General features: G+C 51.7%; 18 protein-coding genes. 12 read left to right on the top strand and 6 right to left on the bottom strand.

The genetic code is table 11. The features are described 5' to 3' along the window. Positions 1 to 151: 151 nt before the first annotated feature. From ACQG19_RS25820 to ACQG19_RS25795, 6 genes are all read right to left on the bottom strand, one after another. On the bottom strand, positions 152 to 727 hold the full coding sequence (locus tag ACQG19_RS25820) for a TerD family protein (protein ID WP_000301242.1): 576 nt from the start codon (positions 725 to 727) through the stop codon (positions 152 to 154). A gap of 67 nt (positions 728 to 794) precedes the next feature. Further along, positions 795 to 1,373: a tellurium resistance membrane protein TerD gene (gene terD / locus ACQG19_RS25815; protein ID WP_000116677.1), complete on the bottom strand. Its 579-nt coding sequence runs from the start codon at positions 1,371 to 1,373 to the stop codon at positions 795 to 797. Between the two features lie 48 nt (positions 1,374 to 1,421). Continuing rightward, complete coding sequence (terC, locus tag ACQG19_RS25810) at positions 1,422 to 2,462, bottom strand: tellurium resistance membrane protein TerC (RefSeq protein ID WP_000255079.1); 1,041 nt, start codon at positions 2,460 to 2,462, stop codon at positions 1,422 to 1,424. Positions 2,463 to 2,484: 22 nt separating this feature from the next. Beyond that, a complete protein-coding gene (locus ACQG19_RS25805; protein WP_000007448.1) occupies positions 2,485 to 2,940 on the bottom strand; it encodes a tellurite resistance TerB family protein in 456 nt (151 codons plus the stop codon). A gap of 22 nt (positions 2,941 to 2,962) precedes the next feature. After that, entirely contained in the window at positions 2,963 to 4,120 is a 1,158-nt protein-coding gene (locus ACQG19_RS25800; protein ID WP_001054787.1) for a TerD family protein, read from the bottom strand. After that, a complete protein-coding gene (locus ACQG19_RS25795; protein ID WP_000254136.1) occupies positions 4,120 to 4,701 on the bottom strand; it encodes a TerD family protein in 582 nt (193 codons plus the stop codon). The genes ACQG19_RS25800 and ACQG19_RS25795 overlap by 1 nt, the downstream gene beginning before the upstream one ends. 321 nt (positions 4,702 to 5,022) lie before the next feature. Between ACQG19_RS25795 and ACQG19_RS25790 the strand changes: the two genes are divergently transcribed. From ACQG19_RS25790 to ACQG19_RS25735, 12 genes are all read left to right on the top strand, one after another. After that, entirely contained in the window at positions 5,023 to 6,081 is a 1,059-nt protein-coding gene (locus tag ACQG19_RS25790; protein WP_058654142.1) for an ATP-grasp domain-containing protein, read from the top strand. Positions 6,082 to 6,090: 9 nt separating this feature from the next. Further along, positions 6,091 to 7,233, top strand: coding sequence for a phosphoribosyltransferase domain-containing protein (locus tag ACQG19_RS25785; protein ID WP_001282603.1), 1,143 nt, complete (start codon positions 6,091 to 6,093; stop codon positions 7,231 to 7,233). Next, positions 7,226 to 7,999 (top strand): hypothetical protein, encoded by a 774-nt coding sequence (locus ACQG19_RS25780; RefSeq protein ID WP_001040062.1) that lies wholly within the window; start codon positions 7,226 to 7,228, stop codon positions 7,997 to 7,999. The genes ACQG19_RS25785 and ACQG19_RS25780 overlap by 8 nt, the downstream gene beginning before the upstream one ends. Before the next feature lies 1 nt (position 8,000). Further along, positions 8,001 to 9,080, top strand: a complete 1,080-nt coding sequence (locus ACQG19_RS25775; protein WP_001182415.1) for a cysteine protease StiP family protein — start codon at positions 8,001 to 8,003, stop codon at positions 9,078 to 9,080. Continuing rightward, positions 9,080 to 10,036, top strand: a complete 957-nt coding sequence (locus tag ACQG19_RS25770) for an HpcH/HpaI aldolase/citrate lyase family protein (RefSeq protein ID WP_000797363.1) — start codon at positions 9,080 to 9,082, stop codon at positions 10,034 to 10,036. Before ACQG19_RS25775 ends, ACQG19_RS25770 begins: the two co-directional genes overlap by 1 nt. 10 nt (positions 10,037 to 10,046) lie before the next feature. Continuing rightward, positions 10,047 to 11,255: a DUF4236 domain-containing protein gene (locus ACQG19_RS25765; protein ID WP_426726002.1), complete on the top strand. Its 1,209-nt coding sequence runs from the start codon at positions 10,047 to 10,049 to the stop codon at positions 11,253 to 11,255. Positions 11,256 to 11,272: 17 nt separating this feature from the next. Then, on the top strand, positions 11,273 to 11,740 hold the full coding sequence (terW, locus tag ACQG19_RS25760) for a tellurium resistance protein TerW (protein ID WP_246932916.1): 468 nt from the start codon (positions 11,273 to 11,275) through the stop codon (positions 11,738 to 11,740). 463 nt (positions 11,741 to 12,203) lie between these two features. Next, complete coding sequence (locus ACQG19_RS25755; RefSeq protein WP_001388628.1) at positions 12,204 to 12,842, top strand: vWA domain-containing protein; 639 nt, start codon at positions 12,204 to 12,206, stop codon at positions 12,840 to 12,842. 22 nt (positions 12,843 to 12,864) lie between these two features. Next, the gene (locus ACQG19_RS25750) at positions 12,865 to 13,506 is read left to right on the top strand and encodes a TerD family protein (RefSeq protein ID WP_000116681.1); all 642 of its coding nucleotides are present in this window, start codon (positions 12,865 to 12,867) and stop codon (positions 13,504 to 13,506) included. Continuing rightward, positions 13,506 to 14,144: a vWA domain-containing protein gene (locus ACQG19_RS25745; RefSeq protein ID WP_013087240.1), complete on the top strand. Its 639-nt coding sequence runs from the start codon at positions 13,506 to 13,508 to the stop codon at positions 14,142 to 14,144. The genes ACQG19_RS25750 and ACQG19_RS25745 overlap by 1 nt, the downstream gene beginning before the upstream one ends. Positions 14,145 to 14,229: 85 nt before the next feature. Then, on the top strand, positions 14,230 to 15,270 hold the full coding sequence (locus ACQG19_RS25740; RefSeq protein WP_045899550.1) for a TerY-C metal binding domain-containing protein: 1,041 nt from the start codon (positions 14,230 to 14,232) through the stop codon (positions 15,268 to 15,270). Beyond that, the gene (locus ACQG19_RS25735) at positions 15,270 to 16,907 is read left to right on the top strand and encodes a PP2C family serine/threonine-protein phosphatase (protein ID WP_013087238.1); all 1,638 of its coding nucleotides are present in this window, start codon (positions 15,270 to 15,272) and stop codon (positions 16,905 to 16,907) included. Before ACQG19_RS25740 ends, ACQG19_RS25735 begins: the two co-directional genes overlap by 1 nt. Positions 16,908 to 16,929 lie beyond the last annotated feature (22 nt).

Here is a 16,929-nt window from a genome sequence, read left to right as displayed (position 1 = left end):
ATAAATCCGTTTCCTGCCTTTAAAAGGCTCAGGTCTGAATTAACATGACCTGCTTTCTGAAATTTCCAGTCCCCTTTCTACTACTCCCTCCTGAAAGCGGATCGCAACCAAAAAAAACCCCGGCATTGCCGGGGTATGATTCAGCGTTGTTTTAGATGTTAACGCCGTGCTGGGAGGCAAGAGCCGCCAGGCCACCGGCAAAGCCCTGACCGACAGCTTTAAACTTCCACTCAGCGCCATGACGATACAGTTCACCGAAGACCATAGCGGTTTCGGTTGAGGCATCTTCAGACAGATCGAAACGGGCAATTTCCGTGCCGTTGTCGTTGTTGTAAACGCGCATGAAGCTGTTGCTCACCATGCCGAAGTTTTGTTTACGCGCTTCTGCATCATAGATGGTAACGGCAAACACCAGTTTTTTGATATCTGCTGAGACTTTGGTCAGATCGATTTTGACCTGCTCATCGTCACCGTCGCCTTCACCGGTACGGTTGTCGCCCTGGTGCTCTACCGCGCCATCAGGGCTGGTTTTGTTATTGAAGAAAATGAAATGCGCATCTGACAGCACTTTACCGTCTTCGCCTACTGCGAACACGGAAGCGTCCAGGTCAAAAGCCTGACCGTCAGTTACACGGGCATCCCAGCCGAGGCCAACCATAGCGATATTCATGGTTGGTGCTTCTTTGGTCAGAGATACGTTGCCGCCTTTTACGAGAGAAACTGCCATTTTTAGCTCCTGCAAACAGTTGAATGAGGGCTGCATTAACAGCCCCGGGTGAAAAGTTACTTTTCGATCAGGACGCGTTAATGCCGTACTGAGCACATACAGATGCCAGACCACCAGCATAACCCTGGCCCACTGCGCGGAATTTCCACTCACCATTGTGGCGATACAGCTCGCCGAACAGCATGGCAGTCTCAGTGGACGCATCTTCGGTCAGATCGTAGCGAGCGACTTCAGTCTGGTTATCGTCATTGACCAGGCGAATAAACGCACCGGATACCTGACCAAAGCTCTGGCGACGAGCCTGAGCATCATGGATAGTGACAACGAAGATGATCTTGTCAACATCAGACGGGACGGCGTCCAGTTTAATTTTCAGCGATTCATCATCACCATCACCTTCACCGGTACGGTTATCACCGGTATGGGTTACGGAACCGTCAGATGACGTCAGGTTGTTATAGAAGATGAAATCTGAATCGCCGCGCACTTTGCCATTTGCGGCCAGCAGGAATGCTGAAGCATCCAGGTCAAAGTCCTGACCGTCTGTTGAACGCGCATCCCAGCCAAGGCCCACCAGGACGTTTTTCATTGACGGAGCTGCTTTACTCAGGGAGACGTTCCCGCCTTTGGAAAGAGAAACACTCATAAAATAACCTCTTCGATTAGTAATTGTTCAGGTTAACACTTCAGGGGATCAGCTCCCCTTTTCCTCAGATTCAGGTTTGCCCGGGAACATGACGCTTGCGAGAATGCCCAGCGCCAAAACACCCAGTACAACATACAGGCTGGTTGTCGCCGCGATGCTGTAACCATGATGCCAAATGTGATCGGTCGCATTCAGGCCCAGTTTTGCCGCGATGAAGAACAGCAGCACGATAACGGCCTTCTCCAGATGAACCAGGTACTGTTTCAGTGCTTCAAGGACAAAGTACAGAGTACGCAGGCCCAGGATAGCAAACATCATGGCACTATAGACGATAAGCGGTTCACGACTGACGGCAATGATTGCCGGTACCGAGTCAAACGCAAACATAACATCCGAGAGTTCAACCACGGCCACACACAGGAACAGAGGGGTCGCATACAGCGCCGCCTTTTTACCACGGCCAATGGTGACATCGCTGTTTTCTGGTTTCGCCAGTTCGGCATCCACTTCCTTCTGGTTAAGCAGGAAAGCATGACCTCTGAGCTTCGGCCAGATAGGGAAGAAGCGTTTAACCATGCGGTAAGCCAGATGCTGGGAATAATCCTCAATTTCATCATCGTCATCACCGCTTTTAAGCATCATGACCGCCGTCCAGGCGACGATGATAGCGAAGACAACTTCAACATACGGCCCCAGACTCAGCAGGCTCGTACCGATGGCGACAAAGATGCCCCTGAAGACGATGGCACCAATGATCCCCCAGTAGAGAACACGGTGGCGGTAACGATCAGGAACGGCGAACCAGGAGAAGATGGCCATCATGACAAACAGGTTGTCGACCGACAGCACTTTCTCCAGCGCATAACCCGTTACAAACAGGCTGGCAACCTCAGCACCGTGGTGGATGTAGAGGAAACCGGCAAATGCCATCGCAACCACAACCCAGAATACGGACCAGAGCGCCGCACTCTTCAGGGAAATGGGCTTGTCATCACGGTGCATAAACAGGTCAATAAAGATGGCACCGACTGAAAGCGCAATGAAAACAATGACCGTTTCAGTCGGGAAGCCGATGTGTGTGGAAACCATATTTTACCCTTAGGGATGTGGATCAGAGGCCAAATTCAGCCGGGTCGAAGCCCAACGCGATAGCGATCTCGCGGGAGGCCAGTTTCTCGTCCTGATCGAAGTTACCGTCACTTTTCGCAACGGCAATACCAACACGTAAGGCCAGCTGAGCGGCCTCAGGCTGATCTTTCAGCGCCAGGATGTATTTCATGGTTTCGCCCTTGCCGATTTCAACATCGAAATCGAAGCTTGAAACCAGTTTATTGAAGAACTCGATCACCTCATTGGTATCGAAGACCTTCAGCTCTTCTGAAGAGCGAAGAAAGCCCATCATTTTCTGCTTTTCTTCCGAACTCACGCCGTCACTCGATACGGCAATACGGGCACATACAGCAACGGTGCCGTGCATAAATTTTTTGTTTTTGAAACGACCAACCTGGCGGGTCAGTTCGTCCCGGCCAGAGTTAATGGCACCTTTTACCTTGTCGAAAAAGCTCATACCTGTTTCCTTTGTTGCTGTGTTATTTAGAACCGGCGCTCCAGCGAAATCCCCAGCCAAATGCCCGGTCCATTTCGTCCTGGCCTTTGAAGTACTGGTTAATTCGCTCGACTTTAATTGCGCCGTTTTCGTTTACGAGTCTGGCAATGGCGCACAATGTGCGACGGTTTTCACCTTCGGTCAGGCGGGTCTCAATGGGCGGTTGATCCGGCACATGAATGGTGACCACACCATCAGTCTTGTCCCAGCTGGGAACACCTTCATAAATAAAGGCGTAAATCAGCACTTCGCGGATATGCTTCCATTCACGTCCATTGATATGCAGCCACTCGCCGTCTGATACATCACCCGTCCGGTCATCGCCCTTGAGCTGAACATACGGTTCATCGCGATAATTACCGAATGCATTACCGAGCGCCTGAATGACCGATTTATACCCGTCCTGAAGCTCAACAAAGGCCCCCAGATCCAGGTCGATTCCTTTGGAGCCGAACATGCCTGCAAAGCCTGATTTGCCGCTGCCCCGGTGCCAGTTCAGGTTGATCCGGATTTCACCGAAGTTATCCCGTTTGGTCAGGCTGATTGCAGGCTTCTCTTTTGTCAGCGATACCTTGCTCAGGCTGATTTTTGTCTCAACTGGCGGAGGGGTTACAACCGGAGGAGTCGGGGCTGCGGGAGCCGGTTCGTCGGCAATATTTACGCCGAAATGCTCTGCCAGCGGTTTAAGTCCACCGTTGAACCCCTGCGCAACGAAGCGGAATTTCCAGTCATTATTACGACGGTAAAATTCACCCAGAATTAAGGCTGCTTCCTGACGGCCGCTCAGTTCGACACTGCCGCTAACCAGGCCGGTAGCCCCTTGCTCCACGTCGATGGAAAGATTACGAAGACCGGACACCGTCTGCCCACCGTCACAGGTCACGGTGAACGCAATTTTCTGGACATCAGGTTTCAGCCGGTTGAGCGCGACAGTAAAGGTTGAGTACTGGCCTTCACTGACCAGGCTGACGGTACCATCATCGTTACGTGGCTGACCATAAAACACCATGTCCGCATCACCCTGCACCTTCCCGTCGGCATACAGGCGAAACGCCGAAGCATCCACCTGGCCGCCCGAGGTGATCCGGACCCGCAACTCCTGGGCTGGAACGGGGGCATTGCCCCCCGGCGTCAGGTTCATTAGCGAATAACCGCTGAAACGATATCGGAGTGCATATCGTCAATTGTGCGGCCGCGACAGGCATGGCCAAGGGCGGTAAAGTCCCAGTTGCCGTTATTACGGCGCAGCGAAGAAATAACGATCCCGGTATGTGAGCCCTGCTCAGTCAGCTTGTAGCGAGCCAGCTCTTTGCCGGTTTGATCGACAACGCGGCAGAACGCGTTTTCGACGTCATTGAACGACTGACCACGGAAGCTGTTTACCGTAAACGCCAGGTATTCAACGTTTGCAGGCAGTCGGGAGAGGTTGACCTTAATCACTTCATCGTCACCGTCACCCTCACCGGTCAGGTTATCGCCACTGTGCACAACAGCGCCGCAGGTGGATTCCAGTTTGCGGAACCAGATGGTGTCAATTGTTTTACCGGTGCTGTCCATTAATACGCAGCCAGCATCGAGATCGATTGAGTCGTTGCCTCCAAACAATCCTCCAAGAAGACCTTTTTTCTTAACCGGATCCCAACCGAGACCGAAATGAAGCTGGCTTAATGCAGATGATTCTTTGCTGAGTGATACCGTCTGGTTCTTAACTAATGAAACCATGTTTTATTCCTTAAAATGGTAATGACCGAGACAATCAAAGGGTTGTTTATTAACTGACGAAGAAAATCATATCATGATGAAGTTCTCTGACAAGGGAAATTTTGGTAGTTTTCTGTAAAAACACAAAAAGAAAATCTTTTCAGGGTGTTAATTTTCTATGTTTAATTTAAATATCAATACTTTATCGGGAATCCAAAAAATACTGACTCACTCCATAACCACAGAAGTTATTAATCATATTATGATTGACATGTAGCTTAGACACTCATAGACTCACTTCTCAATCATAAATTTGCATGGCGTTCCGGATAATTAAAAAAAATGAACAAGAAAATTTGGTTTATGGAAGGTTTATCCTCCCAGCGAGATATTATTCAGGGGGTAAAATCATTTGCACAAAAAAATAATTTTGCCATTACCGTTTTTGCCTCCCACCGTAACGAAAGAAATGAAATCCTTTCCGTTGCCGATTATTCTTTGACTGAACCTGAAGATCCTCAAAAACGTCTCCAGTTTATTCAGGAAACCATTCAGACCTACGGCATCCACCATATTCATGCTGGCCGTAACAGCCAGTGGTTTGAAGAACACCGTTCAGACATTGAATCGACCGGTGCCACCCTTACTACCGGTGCAACGAGCGTCGACTGGTTAACTCTGGCTGACGAAAAAGTTACTTTTGCTCAGTTTATGGAGCAAAAGGGACTCCCGGTTGTACCATCCTGGCGGGTGAATACGCTGGCAGAATTAAAGACACACCTCGCGTCCCCGCCGTTCACTGACAGCCCGGTATGCGTGAAGCCGGTGACGGGTATCTATGGCATGGGATTCTGGCGCTTTGATGACAGTGCTTCGCCTATGGCCGTCTTTAATCATCCCGAACATCGTCTGGTCAGTCCGCAACAGTATATTGCAGCAGCATCAGCTGCTGAGTCGTTTAAACCCCTTGTTTTGATGCCGTACCTGCCAGGCCCGGAATTTTCCGTCGATATCCTCGCGGATAAGGGCGAAATACTCGCAGCCGTGGGACGCCGTAAGGAAGGGGCTATCCAGTATCTGGTAAACGAAGGTAGCGCCTGGGAACTGGCGTGTGACTGCGCCCGGGTTATGAAGGCCGACGGGCTGGTGAATGTTCAGACGCGAAACGATGTGAATGGCAACCCGGTGCTGCTTGAAACCAACATGCGTCCGTCAGGGGGGGTGGGTTATACCCTTCACAGCGGGGTGAACCTTCCTGGGTTATTTGCTGCCTTTAAGCTCGGTCTGATGTCTGAAGATATGGTGCGCCAGAGCGCTAAAAACACCTTTTCTCCGGTTGCGGTGAGATCCATTACGGATGTAATTGCATACCCGGAATCACTCTCTAACCTTTTGAATTAAGGCGTGTTTATGTCTGATAACCTCGAAGATATGATTTATCGCCGTACCCTCTCATGCGGTACGATTCAGGTAATCCGCGATCAGGGTGAAGTTTCGCTCGATGACCTGTTTGATATCGCTGAAAGACGTAACCCGAAACGCGCCTTTCTGTTTGTCAGCAAAGTACTCGGCAGGCACATTCCCGTGCCACCCTCAGTCATGCGGCAGGCCTACAGACAGCTTGCCAGCCAGTTCCCCTCAACGCTAACAGGGCCCGTACTGTTTATCGGTATGGCTGAAACCGCCGTTGGGCTTGGGGCCGGTGTGTTTGATGAAGTGCGCCACCAGCATCGTGAATCTGTATATCTGACCTCTACCCGTCACCCGGTTGATGGCACGTTGCTTTGCGAGTTCAAGGAAGAACACAGCCACGCCACTGATCATCTGATCTATCTGCCAGATGATGAAGAGAAAAGACGTCGTGTTACCAACGCGCGAACGCTGGTTTTGATTGATGACGAGGCAACCACCGGTAATACCTTTATTAACCTGCTTTCTGCCCTGCGTAATACCGGCAAGCTTCAACATATTGAACAGGTTATCGCCGTTACGCTTACCGACTGGAGTGGCAAAGCCTTGTCCGAGCGCAGCACCTTACCCGTCACTTCTGTTTCTCTTGTAAGCGGTCAGTGGGGATGGACCACATTACCAGATGCACCGGTCCCGGACATGCCAAAAGTCAACGTAACTTCACGCGGAGAATGGGACATCCAGGGGAAACAGTCATGGGGTCGACTGGGGATGCTCGCACCTGCGGCCGATCTCGGCCATGAGGTTTCCGTCCGCAAAGGGGAGCGTGTTCTGGTTCTCGGGACAGGGGAATTCGTCTGGGAGCCGTTCCTGCTTGCAGAACGGCTCGAAGCTGCCGGGGCAAAGGCATTTTACGGTTCGACTACCCGCTCCCCTATCGCCGTTGGTTATGCCATTGAGTCCGCCATTTCCTTTACGGATAACTACGGGCTGGGCATCCCCAATTTTGTCTATAACGTCGCCCACCAGCAGTTTGACCGCATTCTTGTGTGTACTGAGACACCCGCAGAAAGTATTGACGCGCAGCTTCTTAAGGCGCTGGCTGAGGTTGCGCCCGTCGTGGAGATTGTTACCTATGAATAAACCCGTTGTTCTGAGCGACCTTGACGACACGCTCTTTCAGACCCGTCGTAAAATGGTGGACGAGCTGGCCCTGGAGCCATTCCGTACCGGTGCCGTTGATCGTACCCTGAATCCACGAAGCTTTATGACGGAAGAACAGTCCATGTTAGTGGACTGGCTTCTGGAGCAGGCTGAACTCATTCCCGTTACCGCACGGGGAACTGAAGAAATCAGCCGCGTACGGATCCCTTTCCACTCCTGGGCAATCACCACGCACGGGGCCGTCATTCTCACGCCTGAAGGCAACCCCGACGAGGAGTGGAAGGCCCATATGCTCGGCCAGCTGGCTCCCTATCAGGAAAAGCTGACATCGATGCAGCGACTGATCACTGAAATGATGGACGCAAAAGGGATTAATGCCTGGGCAAGACTGAACTTCGAATACGGTGAAACGGCGGTTTATATGGTGATGAAACACCGCGACAGCACCCGCCTTGACGAGCTCAATGCCATTGCAGATGAGATAGAAACGGTGTTTCCGACCGAGGGCTTCTACATCCACCGCAACAGTAATAACGTGGCCTGGCTACCCACCCCGGTTGAGAAAGGGCTGGCCGTCAGCTGGCTGCTTGAAAAACTTCGGGCTGAACGCGGCGTTTTCCCCGTAATTGGTCTGGGCGACAGCCTGAGCGATCATCGTTTTATGAAACTGTGCAGCTGGTTTGGCATCCCGCGTCAGAGTCAGTTTGCAGATGCCATTTCACAGCGAATTTTTGGAGAAAATTAAAATGCAGCCACATGAAACATTTACCGGCTCATACCAGCCCGGTGACGTGGAATTTCTGCTAAAGCCGGTTGTCATTGAGATGACGCCGGTTGATCAAAAAGAAGAGCTGATTCAGTCCGGGAAGAAACATTATTCAGACATGCTCAGCCAGGAGCCAGCACCAACACAATGGCATCTTGATTTGTTTCACCGGGCGCTGGATCGGGGCGCAGAGAGGCTTGCAAAAGAAGTCACACAGCTCGCTATTTCTCTGGCCGAACGCTTCGGTGATGAGCCCATTGTACTGGCCAGTCTTGTCAGAGCTGGCGTACCGCTCGGCGTTATGCTGCACCAGGCCCTGCGTGACATGGGGAAAACCTCATGGCATTACGGCATCAGCATCATCCGGGATCGTGGAATTGACGGTGCAGCACTCGACGTCATTGAAGAGCGGCATGGTACCAGCGGTATTGTCTTTGTTGACGGATGGACAGGTAAAGGCGCAATTACCGGAGAGCTTGTACGCGCACTGAAAGATCGCCCGGGCTATCCTGAGCAGCCGCGACTGGTTGTCCTGGCCGATCCCTGTGGCTGTTCCTGGCTTGCAGCAAGTGATGATGACTGGCTCATTCCTTTTGGCATCATGGGTGCGCCGGTATCAGGTCTGATCTCCCGGTCAGTATGGTCCTCTGAAGGATTACATGGGTGCATGGTTTGCGAGCATCTCAGTGAATTCGAATGCAGCCGGATGCTTGTCGATACCGTCGCTCATTTCCGTAAGAAGTTAACACCGACATCCCTCGCTCCCCTGAGCTGGAATACGGAGTCAGCCCGGATCTTATGGCAGACAAGTCGCGACGTTATCGCGTTCCTGGCCGATGAATTTAAAGTGGACAGCGTCAATCGTATTAAACCCGGTATTGCTGAAGCAACCCGGGCTGTATTGCGTCGGGTACCGGACCATATATTTGTGCGTTCTATTGACGACCCGGACGTTGCCTTGCTTGTAGGGCTTGCTCGTGAAAAGGGAATAGTTGTTACAGAAATGGGGGGAACCCTCGGCCAGTATCGGGCTGTAACCATTATCAAGAAGGTACTCTGATGAAAAATCGTCTTTCTCCCTGGAATCTGGGAGCCACGCTATACATGCCTGCAACACGGGAAGATATTGCTGATGCCGTCCTGCATGGGAAAATCCCGGGTTTGCGCTCTCTGGTAATTTGCCTTGAGGATGCTGTCAGTGAAGCAGACATCCCCATCGCCCTCAAAAATCTGGAGCACCTGCTGCACGAGCTCAGTAACAGCATGCGTAGCCTGGGTAAAAATGACTGGCCTCTGGTGTTCATTCGCCCCCGGCATGCCGACATGGGCAGATGGTTAAAAGCGCATTATGATCTTTCCGCTGTCGACGGGTTTGTGTTGCCGAAATTTACCCTCAGTTCGTTAGCTGAATGGTGGGATATCATGGGCGGGACTCACCTGTGCATGATGCCAACGCTGGAAACAGAAGACGTCTTTGACGTGGTTCAGATGCGGGAGCTGGCCACCCGTCTGGTGGAACATCCCTGCCACGACCGCATTATTGCGCTTCGAATCGGCGGCAACGATCTTATGAACGTTGTGTCGCTTCGCCGTCCCCGGGACCTGACGCTGTATGACAGCCCGATGGGCTACGTCATCAAAATGCTCGTTTCGGTCTTCGGCCCGCGTGATTTTGCCCTGACCGCGCCCGTATGTGAGCATATTGACGATCATGCCGTAATGGCCAGAGAGCTGGCTCTTGATATGGCACATGGGCTTGTTGGGAAAACGGCCATTCACCCGGGTCAGATAGAGGTCATTCAAAACGCGCTGATGGTCACTCAGGGTGAGCATTCTGACGCTCTGCGGATCCTGAACTCGACCCAGGCCGTGTTTAAGTCGCAGGGAGCAATGTGTGAACCCGCCACACATCGCCGCTGGGCGGCTGGCATTCTGGACAGAGCTCGTTTTTATGGGTTACAGAACGAGCAAAGCGCTGATGGAATCAGATTACTTACCGTGACCCAGCATCATTAAGGAAATCATAATGGGGTTCAGGTTCAGAAAGTCGATCAACATTATTCCTGGTGTTCGCCTCAACCTGAGTAACGGTGCACCGAGCCTGAGTGTCGGGCCGAGAGGTGCTTCCGTTTCTTTTGGAAGCCGGGGGACCTATGCCAATCTGGGCTTGCCCGGTACCGGGCTGAGTTACCGTACCCGGCTTGACCGGGCCGCGCGTTCCGGAGGTGGGAACCGGACGGCTACCGACCCGGGGCTCAGACAGGCGCTTGAGCAGGAAGCCGCTGATCTCATGTCAGCGGTGACCGCAATCCGTAATATTCACGAGCTGACGCCGGATCCCAAAACAGGCATCAGCTGGGCAGAGCTGGAAGCAGTATACCTGCATAACAGAACGTCGCCTTTTCAGGTTCCGGCACCGGTGCGTCCAGAAAAGCCAGACTATCTTGCATTGCCGGAAAAGCCTGCCGAGAGCGAAGGCATTAGTTTTCTGGGTAAATGGTTTGAATCGGAATCAGCTAAAGCTGAGCGCCACGCCGAAAATCTTCGCCGGTGGCAGCAGGAGCTGATTGATGTGGAGCGTGAGAATACCCTTCGACAGCACCGGTACCAGCAACAACGGACGGCCTGGGCCGAACAGTATGCAAACTGGAAGTTTGAGGCTGAAGAACATGAAAAACGGCTCGCCACGGCTCAGGCAGATGCCCGGCAGCAGTTCCGGACAGACGCCGCGTTTTTCGAATCATACCTGGCGGGTGTGCTGGCAGAAACTGAATGGCCGCGTGAAACGCTTGTTGCATTTGAAGTAAAGCCGGAGCTATCAGCAGTCCTGCTGGATGTTGATTTAGCTGAGATTGAAGATTTCCCTGATAAGATTTACGGCGTTAATGCCCGGGGCACGGAGCTGACGGAAAAAGCCATGACGCAAAAAGCCGTACGCGAAAACTATGCCCGCCACGTCCATGGCTGCTTGTTCCGCCTGGTCGGTATCGTTTTACATACGCTACCGTTCGACAACGTGATTGTGTCAGGCTTTACGCAACGGGTCAGTAAGCGGACCGGCTATCTGGAGGATGAGTATATCCTGTCCTGCAAATGCAGTCGCAGCCAGATGTCGTCAGTAAATTTTGCAGGCTTAGAACACATTGATCCGGTTGAAGCGTTAGGCGATCACCCGGTTATTCGAAAGATGAGCAGTACCTTCATTTTTCAGCCTATTGAACCACTAACCCTTTAAGCAGGCTAAATCTTACGATGCAATTAAATACCAGACAGGCCCGGATTTTTAAGCTTGCCAACTTACTGGGCACCGGCAAGCCCGTTTCCGCTGCCAACATTATAACCAGTCTGGAATGCTCAGAGCCGACATTAACCCGGGCACTCAAAGAGCTACGCGAGTCATATTCTGCGGAGATCAAATACAGCAAGGCAGGTCATTCATACCATCTCGTTAATCCGGGCCAGCTGGATAAAAAGACCCTTCGCCGGATGAATGAAGCGCTCGCACAGAATGCTGAACTGAAAACCGGTGAGTCCACAGGGAAGGTCGTACTCGATAAGGATAAAAAAACAGCCGTGTCATTATCGCTACGCATGCGGATTTTAAGAAAAATTGACCGTCTGGCTGCGCTGAGTGGCTCGACCCGAAGTGAAGCGGTAGAGAAGCTGGCTCTGCACTCCGTTGATGAACTGATAAAAGAATACAGCGCTAAAAAGTCCTGACGCTAAATCTCAGACCGGGGTGAAAACCCCGGTTTTGTCATATTTCACCTCTGTATCTGCGTGACGGAGTTTTGATCTATTCTCCTCCCGCAATGTCAGCAGCGCCTTTCTGCCTACAAAACCTGGTGTCTTGACATCCTCTTGTGCTACACATCAATCTTTGGGCGATTTACACTCCATTCATGCAGATCTGTGATGTATGATGATTTTCATACATAAGAAAGTTTATTTTTGCCGGAGTTTTTTTCAGAAATCTTATATTCCAGTACGGTCTGAATTTTTTTCTCTGATAAGAGGCCATTCACATGTCGGTAATTCAATGGTGGTTAACTTATTTCTTTAATGCCGCTTCTGAGTATTTAATCTCCACCCGACAGATGTCGTGCCGTTTTATCAAATCTACAAACTCTGGCCTCTTCCTGAAACTACTCTCCTCTTCCGATCTCTTAAGAAGGAATTACATTTGAGACGCTTACCCGTATATCTGCTACTCGACACGTCCGGCTCTATGCACGGAGAGCCTATCGAAGCGGTTAAGAATGGCGTTCAGACGCTGCTTACCACGCTGAAACAGGATCCGTATGCACTCGAAACGGCTTACGTGTCAGTGATCACCTTTGATTCTTCAGCCCGACAGGCAGTCCCCCTGACAGACCTCCTGAGTTTCCAGATGCCAGCACTAACAGCCAGCGGCACCACCTCTCTTGGCGAAGCGCTTACCCTGACGGCCAGCTCCATTGCCAAAGAAGTACAGAAAACGACGGCTGACACTAAAGGTGACTGGCGTCCCCTTGTATTCCTGATGACGGATGGAAGTCCGAATGATGACTGGCGTAAAGGCCTGAATGACTTTAAAGCGGCCAGAACCGGCGTTGTTGTGGCATGTGCAGCCGGGCATGATGCCGATACCAGCGTCCTCAAAGAAATCACTGAAATCGTGGTTCAGCTCGATACAGCTGACAGTTCGACGATTAAAGCTTTCTTTAAATGGGTCAGTGCGAGCATTTCGGTAGGCAGTCAGAAAGTGGAGTCCAGCAAAAAAGAAGTGATCGGTCTTGAAGACCTGCCACCGCCGCCGCCAGAAGTAAACGTGGTCTTATAATTTTATTAATTAAGGGGATGTCATGTCTGTCAGTCTGAGCAAAGGCCAGGGCGTAAGCCTGAAAAAAAATGAATACGATCTCTCGTCCGTTACTATCGGCCTGGGTTGGGATATTAATGAGGAAAAGAAAGGTTTCCTCGGCGGGATCTTTGGTAAAAAAGAAGAAGAATACGACCTTGATGTGATCGCTTTCCTGTGTAATTCAGCCGGAAAGGTGACCGATCTCGGCAATGTGGAAAATGGTAAACCAACGCTTGTGAATGGCGATATCATCTTTTTCAACAGCCTTCGCCATAAGTCAGGAAATATCTGGCTGACGGGCGATAACCGAACCGGAGCCGGTGACGGTGACGATGAGCAAATTATTGTGCGCCTGAATTCCCTTGACGCTCAGTACGAGAAAATTGTGTTCATCGTTCAGATCTACAATGGTGAAAAGCTCCAGCAGCACTTTGGTAAAGTTCAGAATGCCTTCATCCGGGCAGTAGATGCCCGTAATATTGAAATGGCACGATTCGATCTTTCTGGCGGACCCGCCTTCGCCAGCCAGCGCTCCATGGTTTTTGCCGAGCTGATACGCGAGGCTACAGGCTGGAAACTCAGGGCAATTGGTGAGCCTTCAGAATCAGATTCGTTTGTCTCGCACCTGAGGAATTACATGTGATGCGCCGCCTGCCTGTTTACCTTGTTATCGACACATCCGGCTCGATGCGCGGTGAGTCCATCCATTCCGTTAACGTTGGAATTCAGGCGATGCTTAGCGCTCTTCGCCAGGATCCCTACGCCCTCGAAAGCGTTCATATCTCCATTATCACCTATGACAATGGGGCGCGTGAGTTCATTCCTCTCACGCCGCTGGAAGACTTCCAGTTTTCTGATATCGTTGTGCCAAGCGCAGGCGGGACGTTCACCGGTGCTGCCCTTGAATGTCTGATGCAGTGTGTTGAACGGGATGTACGTCGCTCAGATGGTGATACAAAAGGAGACTGGCGTCCTCTGGTATTCCTGATGACTGATGGAACCCCTTCTGATGCCCTGGCGTACGGTGAAGCGGTAAAAGCGATTCGCGGCCGGGGATTCGGATCCATCATTGCCTGCGCCGTTGGTCCTAAAGCAGGCCATGAGCACTTAAAACAGCTCACCGATAAGGTTGTGTCTCTGGAGACGCTAGATTCAACCGCGTTTGCAGGTTTCTTTAAATGGGTATCGGCCAGCGTGTCTTCCGGCAGCACAAGCGCGGGGATCAATAACGGAACTGATACCCTTCCCCCTCCTCCACCAGAAATCCAGCTGGTGCTCTGACAGACAGAAAGGTGCTGCTTTCCGGGCAGCACCTTTCTGTACAGCAACGTTTTCTGCTGGCCGTACCAGCCGTACGAGGAAAATTATGAGACGCCTTCCCGTGTTTTTTGTCCTGGACTGTTCAGAGTCCATGATTGGTGAAAACCTGAAAAAAATGACTGATGGTCTGCAAATGATCGTCGGAGATTTAAGAAAGGATCCACACGCACTTGAAACAGCCTGGGTTTCGGTAATCGCATTTGCCGGTGTAGCCCGTACGATTGTACCTCTTCACGAAATTGCCTCGTTCTACCCTCCCCGCCTTCCCGTTGGCGGCGGTACGAGCCTTGGGGCCGCATTGCGTGAGCTGACCGTACAAATTGATACCCAGGTCAGAAAAACCACTCATGAGGCTAAAGGCGACTGGAAACCCGTCGTGTATCTCCTTACCGACGGACGTCCGACTGACGACACAACCGCAGAAGTGAAGCGCTGGAAGGATCACTACGCGAGTAAAGTGAATCTCATTGCCGTTGGCCTGGGGCCGTCAGCGGACCTGAATACCCTGCGGCAACTGACAGAGAATGTCATGCTGTTCACCGAGTCTCAGGAAGGGGACTTTACCCGCTTCATCAAATGGATCACAGCCTCGGTTACGGCGCACAGCCGCAGCGTCGGAGACGACAAACAACCTGAGCTCAGCCAGACTGAATACATAGTCCGGCTGGCCAAGGACGAGCCAGTAAAAGCGTACGACGAAAACTGCGTTACGCTTACCGGCCGTTGCAGCAAGACCCGTCGTCCGTATCTGATGAAGTATGAACGGCCACCAGCAAGGATTTCCGGGCTCGATTTCAGCCTGAACCTGAACAGCTTTAATATTGCCGGATGCTATCCCATCGATGAGGACTATTTTGCATGGTCAGATGCCACCGCTACCGGTTTGCAGGTAAACACCAGCGAACTGCATGGCGTACCGGGTTGCCCTCACTGCGGTAATGCCAGTGCGTTTGCCCTGTGCTCATGCGGAAAATTGCTGTGCATTGACGGCCCGGATGACGTGATCTGCCCGTGGTGTGAAACAGGTCTGTCATTCAGCAATGATGGCGGAAACACTAACTTCGACGTAAACAGAGGGAGAGGTTGATGTCGCAAAATGCTTTACTTGAAGAGAAGATTATCCGCTTAGTGCTGTCTGAGCTGGGCCACCCTGTAGAAGGTGAGCGGCTTTTTCTTCTATCGCACGACCCTTCCCTTACTGAAGAGATTATGCGGCTTAAAGAGCGGATTGAGAGCCTTGCACAGGGTTTATCTGCGCGGGTTAGCGAAGGTTATAACGACGCAGAGATCGCCCCCTCGTCAGCATCCAGCCTTTCCGATCAGCAACAAACGGTCGTAAGTGATGCAGATAACCCGGGCATTGACGCTACCGATACACCATTACTGCAACCCCTGCCAGAAAATGAACCTCATCCTCCGTTCTGGAAGCTGATGCCTTATTACGAATTTGATAAACCAGCACAGAGGGAAGACGAAAACCTGTCTTCCCTGGTATTAAAACCCGGGCAGATACCGACAGGCCAGCAGCGGGCCGGATTAGCTGTGCCACCTGCCGTTCCCCCGAGAGCTAAAATAGTTATTCCCAACGCCCGCGCAGGCGAACGTTTCTCTTCGCCGGTTGCTATAGTTCTGGATGAGGGCCAGCAGGCTACTGTCAGGGACGTTGTCTTTCCCAGGAACATTGGCCTGACCTTTGACAAAGAGCATAAGTTGCTGACAGGTACACCCACCGAAAGCGGCGATATAGAGCTTTCAGTACTCTGGTCATGCGCTTCGCACGACGAATGCGAAACAAAACAGCTTTTTATAGTCAATCCCGATCCGAGAAGCCTGTGGAAGGTGGTAGAGCCACCAGCAGGCGCTTCCTACCCTAAGTCCCATCTGGACGCTGCTGGCCTGGTCAGGGGTGACATACGTATTGCTGCCGCCAGTCGCCGGGGACGATCTCATGAGCATGCCGGGAGCTTCAGAGATGACGACTTCTATATCAACCACTGCCAGGAAACAGGATGGTCTGTCATGCTGGTCGCAGATGGGGCCGGTAGTGCGGTAAATTCCCGGGAAGGCTCCCGGATTGCAGTCCAAACGGCTGGCGATTACCTTTTCAATCAGCTCAGTGGTTTGAAAGGCGTCCATCTAAAGCAGCACATCACGGCGTGGGAAGGGAGCGATCAGCAGGCAACCATAAACGCCATGCTTCATCATTTTAAACAGGCAGCTACGCTCGCGGTCAACAGTATCCAGAACGAAGCCATTTGTGCAGAACAACCTGTGAAATCCTATTCAACAACCCTACTGGCAACTGTAGCGCTACGAACTGATAATGAGCTGTTTGCGGCTGCATTCTGGCTTGGTGATGGTGCGATAGGTGCATACAGCCCTTCCGGTAAAGTCAGGATACTGGGAAATCCCGATAGCGGAGAATACGCAGGACAAACCCGCTTTCTTGACCAGAGCATTATCGCAGACCCCTCGTTTAGCGGCCGCATCAGCGTGGGTAAATGGAATGATGTATCTCACTTGATCCTCATGACAGATGGCGTATCAGACCCTCTGTTTGAGACAGATAACGGGCTTCGCAGTGACGAAAAATGGACCCGTCTCCTTGATGAGCTCATCCCTGTCCTTACAGACGCCAGTATTGCGCCTGAGAGGTTAGGCGACTGGCTTAACTTTTTCTCCACAGGGAACCACGATGACCGCACTATTGCGGTGTTGTGGTAAGGGATACGCTTCTTCGGTGATC

Source organism: Enterobacter cloacae complex sp. 277I4, assembly GCF_050031465.1.
In the GTDB taxonomy this organism is placed as follows: Bacteria; Pseudomonadota; Gammaproteobacteria; order Enterobacterales; family Enterobacteriaceae; genus Enterobacter; species Enterobacter cloacae.
The sequence above is the reverse complement of the archived record's forward strand: the minus strand, read 5'-3'. Positions and strand labels throughout refer to the sequence as shown.